The sequence below is a fragment of the Pseudomonas sp. 1152_12 genome (assembly GCF_052850675.1).
Genome location: NZ_VXCW01000032.1, coordinates 1 through 12354, shown reverse-complemented (window position 1 = coordinate 12354; position 12354 = coordinate 1). Strand labels below are relative to the sequence as shown.

Sequence of the window (12354 nt, the reverse complement as noted above, 5' to 3'; positions counted from 1 at the left end):
TATCGCAGGCAAGCCAGCTCCCACAACTGATCGGCGTTGAATTCAAGTTTTTCTACAGGCAAAAAAAAGCGGCACACCGACCAAGTGCGCCGCAAAAATGCCGTTAAGCACAGCAACAACGATTCGATAAATCAGCTCAATCCAGCAGCGCCAGCGCTTGTGCGGTGACTTCCTGGATGCGGGCCCAGTCGCCGTTCTTGACCCATTGCGGGTCGAGCATCCAGCTACCGCCCACGCACATCACGTTTTTCAACGCCATGTAGCTCTTAAGGTTGGCCGGGCCAACGCCGCCGGTTGGGCAGAATTTCACTTCGCCGAACGGGCCACCCAGGGCCTTGATGGCCGCGACACCGCCACTGACTTCTGCCGGGAACAGCTTGAAGCGGCGATAACCCAGGCCATAGCCTTCCATGATGCCGGAGGCATTGCTGATGCCCGGCAGCAGCGGGATCGGGCTGTGCACTGAGGCTTCCAGCAGGTCGCGGGTAATGCCAGGGGTAACGATAAATTGCGAGCCGGCCACTTCGGCCGCTTCGAGCATATGACGGTCGAGCACAGTGCCGGCACCGGTGCACAGTTCAGGCCGTTGCTCGCGCAGCACCTGAATGGCCTTGAGGCCGAACTCGGAACGCAGGGTCACTTCCAATGCGGTCAAACCGCCGGCTGCCAGGGCATCGGCCAGCGGCAGGATGTCCTGTTCGCGGGCGATGGTGATCACTGGCAGGATCCGCGCCTTGGCGCAGAGGCTGTCGATCAAGGCAACTTTATCCGCCATGGACACGGTCGGTTGAGGGCTTTTCATAGCGGCTGATCCTTGGCTCATGGGCACCAGTAAATCTCTAAAGTAGGTTGCAAAAACGCGCGAATCGGCATGGCAGCAACGTCGTCACTGGCCAGCGCGGCGCTCAAGGTGGTCAATTTCGAGCTGCCGGAAATCGACAGCACGGTGTAGTGGGCCGTGGCCAGCAATGCGCGACTCATAGTCAGGCGCTGGTGCGGCACGGTCGGCGCCAGCATCGGCCAGCAACGGCGGGTGCCGTCGGCCTGCAGGGCTTCGGTGAGGTTCGGGCTGTTGGGAAACAGCGATGCGGTGTGGCCGTCATCGCCCATGCCCAGTACCAGCACATCAATGGCTGGCAACTCTGCCAACTGGCGATCGGCCAGTTCGGCGGCGTCTTCAAGATTCGCAGCAACGTTGTATAGGCTGAGGAACTTGGCTTTGGCGGCCGGACCTTGCAGCAAATACTTCTTCAGCAGGCCGGCATTGCTGTCGGCGTGCTCCACCGGCACCCAGCGCTCGTCGGCCAGGGTGATGGTGACCTTGGACCAGTCCAGGCCCTGCTTGGCGAGGTTCTGGAAAAACGCCACAGGGCTGCGACCACCGGACACTACCAGGGTAGCCTCGCCACGGGCACTGATGGCCGCGCGCAGTTGCTCGGCCACGTCATTGGCCAGGCCGTCCGCCAGCAACACGGGCGTGCGGTACTCATGGGCCGTCACGCCTTGAGGCAGTTTCAATTCAGATATCGCCATACCACGACCTCCCATCCCGCGTGATCAGTGCAATCGAGCTCATCGGCCCCCAGGACCCGGCCGCGTACGGCTTGGGCGCATCACCGGATTTTTTCCACCCGGCGATCAACTGGTCACACCACTTCCACGCGGCTTCGATTTCATCTTTGCGAACAAACAGGTTCTGATTGCCGCGCATCACTTCCAGCAACAACCGCTCGTACGCATCCGGAATGCGCGCACTGCGATAGGTGTCGGAAAAATTCAGTTGCAGCGGCCCGCTGCGCAGTTGCATACCCTTGTCCAGGCCCTGCTCCTTGGTCATCACACGTAAGGAAATACCTTCGTCCGGCTGCAGACGGATGATCAGTTTGTTGCTGATCTGCAAGCGCTGCTCGGGGGCGAAGATGTAGTGGGACGGTTCCTTGAAGTGGATGACGATCTGCGACAGCTTTTGCGGCATGCGCTTACCGGTACGCAAGTAGAACGGCACCCCGGCCCACCGCCAGTTACGGATATCGGCTCGTAGGGCGACGAAGGTTTCGGTGTCGCTCTGGGTATTGGAGTTCTCTTCTTCCAGGTAACCCGGCACCGGCTTACCGGCGCTGTAGCCGGCGATGTACTGGCCGCGCACTACCTGAGTGGTCAGGCCGTCCGGGCTGATCGGCGCCAGGGCCTTGAGCACCTTGACCTTCTCGTCACGGATACTGTCGGCGGACAAGTCGGCCGGCGGGTCCATGGCGATCAGGCAAAGCAGCTGCAGCAGGTGGTTCTGGATCATGTCGCGCAACTGGCCGGCCTTGTCGAAGTAACCCCAGCGACCCTCGATACCGACCTGCTCGGCCACGGTAATTTCCACGTGGGAGATGTAATTCTGGTTCCACTGGGTTTCGAACAGGCTGTTGGCGAAACGCAGCGCAATCAGGTTCTGGACGGTTTCTTTGCCCAGATAGTGGTCGATGCGGTAGGTGCGGTTTTCTGGGAAAAACTGCGCCACGGCGTCGTTGACCTTACGCGAGGACTCCAGGTCCGAACCAATCGGTTTCTCCAACACGACGCGGGTGTTTTCCGTCAGGCCGACCTTGGACAGGTTCTCGCAGATCGCACCGTACACCGCCGCCGGGGTGGCGAAGTAGGCAATCAGGCGTTGTTCGGTGCCAGCGTTCTCTGCCAGGGCGACGTAGTCGTCAGCCTTCAGGAAGTCAACATGCAGGTACGTCAAGCGAGCCAGGAAACGCTGGGCGATCGCTTCGTCCAGTTCCTTGCCGACGTACTTACGCAGTTCTTTTTCGATATGTGCCAGGTGCTGCTGCTCGGAGCCGGCTTCACGGGCCAGGGCCAGGATGCGCGTGTCGTCGTGCAGTAGGCCTGCGCCATCGAGTTGATAGAGGGCAGGAAATAACTTGCGCAGCGCCAGATCACCCAAGGCGCCAAACAGGGCAAAGGTGCAGGGTTCCACGGTTATCAAAGGCATGATGTTTGTTCTTTTATCAAGTTAAGCTACAAATACCTTTTTTCAAGGCATCACTCAAGGAAAAATGTAGTAATAACCACAACATTTTCCCAAAATATGCATTCCGAGTGGTGGTGTTCAGCTACCCTCAGTAGGATAGGCCACCGCAAAGGGCCACTCGTCGATTGGTTACCGCCCTATAGTTGCATCGTCGCCCGAAGGAAAGACTGAATGGACCGCGTGCGAAATCTTCTGGAACAAATCCGGAACCGCCTCGAAGAATTGAACAAGGCCGAGAAAAAAGTCGCCGAGGTCATCCTGCTCAACCCGCAGCAGGCGACCCGCTTTTCTATCGCAGCCCTCGCCCAAGCCGCCTCGGTCAGCGAACCGACGGTCAACCGCTTCTGCCGTTCGTTCGGTGTCAGTGGTTACCCTGAACTTAAATTGCAGTTGGCGCAAAGTTTGGCCAGTGGTGCGGCGTATGTCAGCCGTGCCGTGGAAGCCGATGACAACCCTGAGGCCTACACGCAGAAGATCTTCGGCAGCGCCATTGCGTCACTGGATAGCGCCTGCCAGGCCTTGGACCCGGCCCTGATCAGCAAAGCCGTGGACCTGCTGATCCAGGCACGGCAGATCCACTTCTTCGGCTTGGGCGCATCGGCGCCGGTAGCCATGGATGCGCTGCACAAGTTTTTCCGTTTCAACCTGTCAGTCACCGCCCACGCCGACGTATTGATGCAACGAATGATCGCGTCGGTGGCGCATACCGGCGAGCTGTTCGTGATTATTTCCTACACAGGACGCACCCGCGAGCTGGTGGAAGTGGCGCGTATCGCGCGGGAAAACGGCGCCTCGGTGCTGGGCGTAACCGCCGAGAACTCGCCATTGGCCAAGGCCAGCACGGTGAGCCTGAACATTCCGCTGCCCGAAGACACTGATATCTACATGCCGATGACTTCGCGGATCATCCAGTTGACCGTGCTGGATGTGCTGGCCACCGGCATGACCTTGCGTCGCGGGGTGGATTTCCAGCCGCATTTGCGCAAGATCAAAGAGAGCTTGAATGACAGCCGGTATCCGGTGGGGGATGAGTTCAACTAAGGCCATACGCCTACTCTTTGTGGCGAGCGGGCCCTCAGGCACAGCGCTAAACCCCGGCGCGAGCCTGAAGACTCAGATGCGCCCTCTCCCCCGGCGCCAGGCTCGCCCCGGCCATCGCCGACTCCACACACACAAACCCCGACGCCTCGTTAAAGCTCACGCCTAACAACGGCCGGCTGCCTGGGTGCCACACCACGGTGTCGGCGCTGTCGCCGGTGTCGATGCACAGCTCGCGTTGCCAAGCGTGGTCCTTGAGGTGCAACTCACCTTCGTGCTGGAACACCCGCTGACACCCGCCATCCACCCGTAGCTCGCCCTCCTGCTGGCAAGCCTGGCGATTGAGCTGATCATAACCTTGCGCACCGTCGAGACCAGACAGCGCTACCTCGTCAACATGACCAATACGCCAATACGCGTGCAACGCATGACTCAACTGGCACGGCAGCTCATCCTGATGCTCGGTGCTCAGGCGCAGTTCAAGGGTTTCACCCAGGTGCGCGTGCAGGTCCACCTGCCAGTCGCACAGCTGCAGTTGCCAGTGCAGGCGCACACCATCGTCGTCGGTGCCGCTGTCGAGCAGTTTCCAGTCGATCAGCCGTGCCCAGCCATGGGACGGCCACGCGTTTTCGCTTGGGTGGCGGCCATACCACGGCCAGCAAACCGGCACGCCACCACGGATTGCGCCGACTTGCGGCCATTTAGCCGCACACCACAGCCAGGGTTTCTGACCTCTGGGTTGAAAGTGCAGCAGTTGCGCGCCCTGGCGACTGAACACCGCCTGGCATAGCGGATGGTCGATCACCAACACATCGCGCATCTGAAAGCGCTCCCAGGCGAACACCGGTTGCTCGCGCAGGGATTTGAAAAAGCGTTGCAGCGGATGCTCATGCATGTGCCACGGTCCTGAATAACGTCACAGTGCAGCCCAAAAAAAAGCGGATAGCCATGGCTATCCGCAAAATGCGCACAGAGAGAAGGAGCTTATCGCAACAGCGTTAGAACGTAGACTGAATTTTCAGGCCCGCTACCAGCGCGTTATCGACTTTATCCACGCCACCCGGGTGGGCTACGTATTGCAGGTTGGGGCGCACGGTCAGCCAGTTGGTGACGTGGAAACCGTAGTTGATTTCGTAGTTGTACTCGGTGCTACGCAGTGGCGAGTAACCGGCTTGGCTGTAATCGGTGAAGCCGCCTTCCTCGTTGAGCAACTCGGCGTTTTTCCTCACGTCACTGTTCACGTGTAGACGTGCGGCGCCAATGCCGACGTCATCTTTTGGACGTGCGTCGAATGGGCCCTTGTACACCAGCATAATCGACTGGTAATTGTCGACGAGGTTGGTGTCCTTATCGTGGAAGGTCGCGTTGGCTGCGATGTTCAGGCCGCGCGTAGCGTCGCCGTTATGCGTGGTGAGTTGCTGTTGGGCAACGAACCAGTAGCCTGTTTTGCTGCTGTGGGTACGGTACGCGGCGCGAGTGGTCGCAGCATCGTTGCCGTTGATGTCTTCACGTACGTCAGCAGCGTCAGCGGCGCTCTTGTAGTAACCCACACGGTATTCGCCAGGCAGGTTGTTAACCTTCGGCGACCAGACCAATTCCACCGGGATCACGGTCCCTTTGGTGCCGCTGCCGCTGAGTTTGAAGCCGTTACCGTGCTCCAACTGCGATGGGTTCTGGTTGTACGCACCGATCTGGGCATACAGCTCTGGCGTGATGTTGTACTTCACGCGGATAGCCGCCTGGGCGACCGGCCAGTTGTACCAGGTGTTTACATAGTTACCAACCTGGGAGCCACAGAACGACAGGTTCTGGAAGTCGCACGGGAAGGTGTTGAAGTCTTCGCCTTCACCAAAGTAGCCGAGCTTCACGTCCAGCTTGTTGTCGAACATTTGGTGCTGAATCCAGAACTGGGTCAGACGCACCATGTGACCACGACCGTAGACTTCCATCGACGAACTCAACGTGCCGGCACGCGGGTCGCCAATACGGTCGTTGGAGATGTTTTGGCCATTACGGTTGGTCAACTGGATCTTGGCCTGGGTGTTATCCCAGCCCCACAGCTTTTGCAGATCCAGCGCTACGCCCAACCCGAACTGGTCGGAGTAACGGCCGGTCTTGTCGTCGTTATAGCCGCCGTGCAGGTTGGCGCCCATTTCCCCTACGTAGTCAGCCTTGATGTCGATACCTTGCTCGATAAGCTTGGTGCGCTCGCCGCCCCAATCACCGGTCATCCATTTGGAGTCGGCACTGAATGCGTCGGCCGCCATCGCATTGGCGGACAATACCAGGGCGGCGGCTGCTGACAGTTGGCAGATCAGCCGAGCGTTGTCGTGTTGCTTTTTCATCCCTACATCCTCGTCTTTATTGTTATTAAACTGTTTTTATCTAACGCGGTTTACTTTTTTTATCTAAAACAACAACTTATCTGATTTTAACGGCCCTTGAACTGAGCCACGTTGTCGGCATGCGCCTGTGTCGGCAATGAAGCAGCAGTGCCCAGACGCTCGCCGGTTTTGGCGTCAAACAGCAAGACCTTGGCCGGGTCGAACTGCAGCGTCAGGGTCTCGCCCACCTGGGGTGCCACGTCGGGTGCCAGGCGGCAGCAGACTTTGGTGTCGTTGAGCTGCACGAATACCAGTGTGTCCGGGCCCGTCGGCTCGGTGACCTGGACTTCGGCACGAATGCTCGAAGCACCATTGCCCTCGTCCATCGCCAGCAGGATTTGCTCCGGACGCAGCCCCAGAATCACGTCACGGTCTTCAAGGCCTGCGTCATTCATGCTCAACGGTAACTCGCAGCGCGCTTGGCCGCTGTCGAGCAGCGCCACCAGACGACCCTCCTTGCGCTGCAGGCGCAAAGGAACGAAGTTCATTGGAGGTGAACCGATAAAGCTTGCCACAAACAGGTTGGCTGGGTCGTTATAGATTTCTTTCGGCGTGCCGAATTGTTGGATGATGCCATCCTTCATCACCGCCACTTTGTCGCCCAGGGTCATCGCTTCGATCTGATCGTGGGTGACGTAGACGGTGGTGGTCTTGAGGCGCTGGTGCATCAGTTTCATTTCGGTGCGCATTTCGACGCGCAGCTTGGCGTCGAGGTTGGAGAGCGGTTCGTCGAACAGGTAGATCTTCGGCCGACGCGCCAGTGCTCGGCCCATGGCCACACGCTGTTGCTGACCACCGGACAACTGGCCCGGCTTGCGATTAAGCAGGTGCTCGATCTGCAGCAGCTTGGCCACGCGCGCCACTTCAGTGTCGATATCGGCTTGGCTCATCTTGCGAATCTTCAAACCAAATTCGATGTTCTCGCGCACGCTCATGGTCGGGTATAGCGCATAGGACTGGAACACCATGGCGATGTCACGATCCTTGGGGCTCATACCGCTCACGTCCTGATCACCGATCATGATCGCGCCGCCAGTGATGGTCTCAAGGCCGGCGATGCAGTTCATCAGTGTCGATTTACCGCAACCCGAAGGGCCGACCAGGATCAGGAACTCGCCTTCCTTAATCGACAGTTCGATGTTCTTCAAGGTGTCGGGCAGGCCGGCGCCATAGGTCTTGTTTACATTGCGAAGTTCAAGCGTAGCCATGATTACCCCTTGACCGCGCCGGCCGTGAGGCCGCGCACGAAATACTTGCCTGCGATCACATAGACCAGCAGGGTCGGCAGCCCGGCGATCATCGCCGCCGCCATATCCACGTTATATTCCTTGGCGCCGGTGCTGGTGTTGACCAGGTTATTCAGCGCCACCGTGATGGGCTGCGAGTCGCCGCTGGAGAACACCACACCGAACAGGAAGTCGTTCCAAATCTGGGTGAACTGCCAGATCAGGCAGACCATGATGATCGGCGTCGACATCGGCAGAATGATCAAGCGGAAGATGGTGAAGAAACCCGCACCGTCCAGGCGTGCCGCTTTGATCAGTGCATCTGGAATGCTCACGTAGTAGTTACGGAAGAACAGCGTAGTAAACGCCAACCCGTAGACCACGTGCACAAACACCAGGCCCGTGGTGGTGCTGGCCAGGCCCATCTTGCCAAGCGTGAACGAGGCTGGCAGCAGCACGGTCTGGAACGGCAGGAAGCAGCCGAACAACAGCAGGCCAAAGAACAACTGCGAGCCTTTGAAGCGCCAGAACGACAGCACGTAGCCGTTCAACGCACCGATGGCGGTGGAGATCAGTACGGCCGGAACGGTGATCTTGATTGAGTTCCAGAAGTAGCCGTCTACAGTGGCCCAGGCCTTGACCCAGCCGATGCCGGTGACCACGGTCGGCCAGCTCAGCAGGTTGCCGGTGCTGATGTCTTCCGGGGTTTTGAAGCTGGTCAGCAGCATCACCACCAGCGGCACCAGGTACAGCAGCACCGCGAGGATCAGCACCGCGTAGATCGCGACGCGGCTCAGGCTAATGGCAGGTTTGGCAGCGAGACTAGTCATTACGCTTGGTCCTCAGCTCGGAGTACAGGTAAGGCACGATGATCGCGAGGATCGCGCCGAGCATCAGGATTGCACTGGCCGAGCCCATGCCCATCTGGCCACGACTGAAGGTGAACGTGTACATGAACATCGCGGGTAAGTCGGACGAGTAGCCCGGGCCACCGGCGGTCATTGCCGCGACCAGGTCGAAGCTCTTGATAGCGATGTGCGCCAAGATCATCACCGCACTGAAGAACACCGGACGCAGGCTTGGCAGCACCACGCTCCAATAGATGCGCGGCAGGCTCGCGCCGTCGATCTGGGCGGCACGGATGATCGACTGATCAACGCCACGCAGGCCGGCGAGGAACATCGCCATGATGAAGCCGGAGGCTTGCCACACGGCAGCAATCACCAGGCAATACACAACGCGATCCGGGTCGATCAGCCAGTCCAGGCGCAAGCCTTCCCAACCCCAGTCACGCAGGAGTTTGTCCAGGCCCATGCCCGGGTTGAGCAGCCATTTCCAGGCCGTACCGGTGACGATCATCGAGAGCGCCATCGGGTACAGGTAAATGGTGCGGATAAAGCCTTCGCGGCGGATTTTCTGGTCGAGGAAGATCGCCAGGGTCACGCCAATCACCAAGGTGATACCGATAAACATCCCGCCAAAAATAGCCAGGTTCTTGCTCGCTACCCACCAGCGGTCGTTGTCGAACAACCGCGCGTATTGCGCAAGACCCGCCCATTTGTAGCTTGGCAGGAACGTGGAGGTGGTGAACGACAGCACGAACGTCCACAGGATGTAGCCATAAAAGCCCACCAGCACGATGAACATGCTGGGCGCCAGCACCAGTTTAGGGAGCCAGCGCTGCAGTGCATCGAACGGCGAGGCCTTGCTGAACACAGCAACAGAACTCATGGGAAAATCCAGTACAGGGAAAAAGGACTACAGGAGCACGCCTTGTGAGGGGTCAGGGGGTTTCCCCTCACAAGGACCAGCAGTGCTAACCGTTACTTGGCTGACTTAATCGCCGCGCCAAGTTTCTTGGCGGTGTCGGCAGGGTCAGCTTTCGGGTCGTTGATGTAGTTGGTCACGACATCAAAGAACGCGCCTTGCACCGCCAGGGTGGTGGCCATGTTGTGAGCCATGCTTGGCTGCAGGCCACCGGTCTTGGCGTCGGCCAAGAAGTCCTTGGCGGCAGTCTGGGCGCAGGAGTCGAAACCGAGCTTGTCCATTTCATTGAGCATGTCGGTACGAACAGGGATCGAGCCCTTGTTGATGCTGAAGACTTTCTGGAAGTTTTCACCCAGCACGACTTTGGCGATGTCCTGCTGACCGGCAGCTGTGCCTTTGTCTTTCTGCTTGAACACCGCCAGGGAGTCGATGTTGTAGGTGAAGGCTTTGTCGGTGCCCGGGAAGGCTACGCACTGGTAGTCTTTGCCGGCGATTTTCTTGGCGGCAGTCCACTCGGACTTGGCCCAGTCCCCCATGATCTGCATACCGGCCTTGCCGTTGATGACCTTGCCTGCTTCGAGGTTCCAGTCCTGGCCTTTGCCGTCGACGTCCATATAGGTCGCGACTTTCTTCAGCTCGGTCAGGGCCTTGACCATTTGCGGGCCGGTTAGCGCGTCATTATCCAAATCGACCAGGGCTTTCTTGTAGCCATCAGCCCCCATCACCGACAGAACGACGGCTTCAAATACGGTGCTGTCCTGCCAAGGCTGGCCACCGTGGGCAAGCGCAATAAAGCCCGCAGCCTTGAGCTTGTCGCCGGCTGCGTAGAATTCTTCGAGGGTGGTCGGGTTTTTGGTGATGCCGGCTTTCTTGAAGACTTCCGGGTTGATCCACAGCCAGTTCACGCGGTGGATGTTGACCGGTACGGCGACGTAGTCACCTTCGTACTTCACGGTGTCGGAGACTTTCTTGTCGAGCAGAGAATCCCACTTCTCGTCCTTGGCCACTTGTTTCAGGACGTCAGTGTCGAGCAAGCCCGTGGACGCCCATTCCTGGATGTCGGGGCCTTTGATCTGGGCAACGCCCGGTGGGTTACCGGCGACTGCGCGGCTTTTCAGCACGGTCATGGCGGTGGCACCACCGCCACCGGCGACGGCACCGTCTTTCCAGGTGAAGCCGTCTTTTTCAACTTGGGCCTTCAGGACATCTACAGCCGCTTTTTCACCGCCGGAAGTCCACCAATGCACAACTTCAACCGTCCCTTTCGAGTCGGCGGCAAATGCACTGAGGGGAAACAACGAGGCAATGGAAATAGCAACGGCGAGGCGATTAATCGCGTTCATCTGAGTACCTTTTCTTGTTGTTATGCATGCAAGTCTAGAGCTTGCGCTGCACGGAGTTTAAACAGGGATTTTCCAGGCGCAGGTAACAAAGGGACGTACAAATGTCACCACTTGGTGACATAGCAGCCCTGTCCCAGCGCACTGGTCATGCTGGGTGACAAGGGTAGCGCAGGCAGCACCACCGCTTGCCAGGCGTGATAGAGGTCCGGTTTACCCCCCCAGATCCTGCTGCTGGGTTGGTTATGCGGGCTGAGTTCGTGGTGCCAGCTGCCGTGGATGCGGTCGATAAAGTGGCTTTCGCAAAACTCCCAGAACCGTCGATACCAGGTTTCGTAATGCAGCTCCCCCGTGCGTTTGAGCAACGCTTGGGCAGCGGCGCTGGCCTCGGCATGGGTCCAGTGCAGGCGCTCGCGCACTACCGGACGGTGGTTCCAGTCCAGGGTGTAGACAATGCCGGGAGCACCGTCCACGGCCCAGGCATATTCACAGGCGCTGGCGAACAGGCCTTTAGCATCGCTCACCAACCAGTCCGGCGTGACCAGCCCGGCTTGCAGGCGCGCGGCTTCGAGGTGCAGCACCAGCCGCGCCCATTCAAAACCGTGGCCGGGGGTGATGCCATACGGGCGGAAGCCGTCGGCAGGGTTATCTTCGTTGTAACCGAGCAGCGGTTTCCAGTGGGCGTCAAAATGCTCGATGACCATGAACTGGTTGCCAGCGGCGTGGGTGTGGATAACACGTTCGACGATGCGCAATGCGCGGTCGAGCCAGCGCGTGTCACCGGTCACATCAGCCAACGCCAGGAAGGCTTCGGTGGCGTGCATGTTGCTGTTGGCGCCGCGATAAGCCTCTACACCGCTAAAGTCTTGGGCAAAGGATTCGAGCATGACGCCCTCCTCCTCGCTCCAGAAGAACTGGTCGATGATGTGCACGGCGTCATTTAATAGGTTCTGCGCGCCGGGCGCGCCCGCCACCACGGCAGAGCTGGCAGCCAGGGCGACGAAAGCATGCAGGTAAGCGGCCTTGCCACGGTTGCCATCGACGGCGTGAGGCGCGGCGAACCAACCACCGTGCTCGCTATCGCGTAATGGGCCGCTGAGCGCCGCAACGCCGTGCGCCACCAGGTCGGCATAACCGGGCAACCCCATGGCGTGGGCCATGGCGAAGCTGTGGGTCATGCGGGCGGTGTTCATGGTTTCGGCGTGCACATTGGCCGGCAGTTGGCCGTTGTCATCGAGGTTGCCGAAGCCATCCGGCAGGCGCGAGGCCTTGGCGAATGCGAGCAGGCGCTGGCCCTCGTTGGCAAGCCAGGTGTGATGGGCAGGAGCGTTCAGCCAACTGCTGGCAGGCAGTGGTTGCGTGGTCATAGATAGCCCTTATTATTTTTTATGGGATGACCGGAGTCTAAACAAGGGTGAGATGAGTGCATGTAACGAAGGGGAAAGAAAATGTCACCAGCCGGTTACAATTCAAAAGAGGGTCCTGTCTAACTCTGACCCCAATCTAATTGTGGGCGCTGGCTTGCCTGCGATAGCGGTGGGTCAGTTACAAAAGCATGAGCTGACAGACCGCTG

The 12354-nt window shown here is 59.1% G+C and carries 11 protein-coding genes; 1 reads left to right on the top strand and 10 read right to left on the bottom strand.

Annotated features, from left to right (window positions below):
- Positions 1–136: 136 nt before the first annotated feature.
- The 3 genes from FW764_RS27910 to zwf are packed head-to-tail and all read right to left on the bottom strand — an operon-like array spanning position 137 to position 2986.
- Positions 137–802: a bifunctional 4-hydroxy-2-oxoglutarate aldolase/2-dehydro-3-deoxy-phosphogluconate aldolase gene (locus tag FW764_RS27910; RefSeq protein WP_446436706.1), complete on the bottom strand. Its 666-nt coding sequence runs from the start codon at positions 800–802 to the stop codon at positions 137–139.
- 17 nt (positions 803–819) lie between these two features.
- Positions 820–1533: a 6-phosphogluconolactonase gene (gene pgl, locus FW764_RS27905; protein WP_446436705.1), complete on the bottom strand. Its 714-nt coding sequence runs from the start codon at positions 1531–1533 to the stop codon at positions 820–822.
- The gene (zwf, locus tag FW764_RS27900; protein ID WP_446436704.1) at positions 1520–2986 is read right to left on the bottom strand and encodes a glucose-6-phosphate dehydrogenase; all 1467 of its coding nucleotides are present in this window, start codon (positions 2984–2986) and stop codon (positions 1520–1522) included. The genes pgl and zwf overlap by 14 nt, the downstream gene beginning before the upstream one ends.
- 219 nt (positions 2987–3205) lie before the next feature.
- On the opposite strand from zwf, the gene FW764_RS27895 reads away from it, so the two are divergent.
- Positions 3206–4066, top strand: coding sequence for a MurR/RpiR family transcriptional regulator (locus FW764_RS27895; RefSeq protein ID WP_169875662.1), 861 nt, complete (start codon positions 3206–3208; stop codon positions 4064–4066).
- A 46-nt stretch (positions 4067–4112) separates the two neighbouring features.
- Here the strand turns inward: FW764_RS27895 and FW764_RS27890 are convergent, their stop codons facing one another.
- The 7 genes from FW764_RS27890 to FW764_RS27860 all read right to left on the bottom strand — a co-directional run bounded on the left by FW764_RS27890 (position 4113) and on the right by FW764_RS27860 (position 12147).
- The gene (locus FW764_RS27890) at positions 4113–4958 is read right to left on the bottom strand and encodes a D-hexose-6-phosphate mutarotase (RefSeq protein WP_446436703.1); all 846 of its coding nucleotides are present in this window, start codon (positions 4956–4958) and stop codon (positions 4113–4115) included.
- 103 nt (positions 4959–5061) lie between these two features.
- A complete protein-coding gene (locus FW764_RS27885; RefSeq protein WP_446436702.1) occupies positions 5062–6408 on the bottom strand; it encodes a carbohydrate porin in 1347 nt (448 codons plus the stop codon).
- A gap of 86 nt (positions 6409–6494) precedes the next feature.
- Positions 6495–7655 carry an ABC transporter ATP-binding protein gene (locus FW764_RS27880; protein ID WP_446436701.1) on the bottom strand — a complete coding sequence of 387 codons (1161 nt, stop codon included), beginning with the start codon at positions 7653–7655 and terminating at the stop codon, positions 6495–6497.
- Positions 7656–7657: 2 nt separating this feature from the next.
- On the bottom strand, positions 7658–8503 hold the full coding sequence (locus FW764_RS27875; RefSeq protein WP_446436700.1) for a carbohydrate ABC transporter permease: 846 nt from the start codon (positions 8501–8503) through the stop codon (positions 7658–7660).
- Positions 8496–9404 carry a carbohydrate ABC transporter permease gene (locus tag FW764_RS27870; protein ID WP_446436699.1) on the bottom strand — a complete coding sequence of 303 codons (909 nt, stop codon included), beginning with the start codon at positions 9402–9404 and terminating at the stop codon, positions 8496–8498. The genes FW764_RS27875 and FW764_RS27870 overlap by 8 nt, the downstream gene beginning before the upstream one ends.
- 92 nt (positions 9405–9496) lie before the next feature.
- Entirely contained in the window at positions 9497–10783 is a 1287-nt protein-coding gene (locus FW764_RS27865; protein ID WP_446436698.1) for an ABC transporter substrate-binding protein, read from the bottom strand.
- A 104-nt stretch (positions 10784–10887) separates the two neighbouring features.
- Complete coding sequence (locus FW764_RS27860) at positions 10888–12147, bottom strand: D-mannose isomerase (protein ID WP_446436697.1); 1260 nt, start codon at positions 12145–12147, stop codon at positions 10888–10890.
- Positions 12148–12354: the final 207 nt, after the last annotated feature.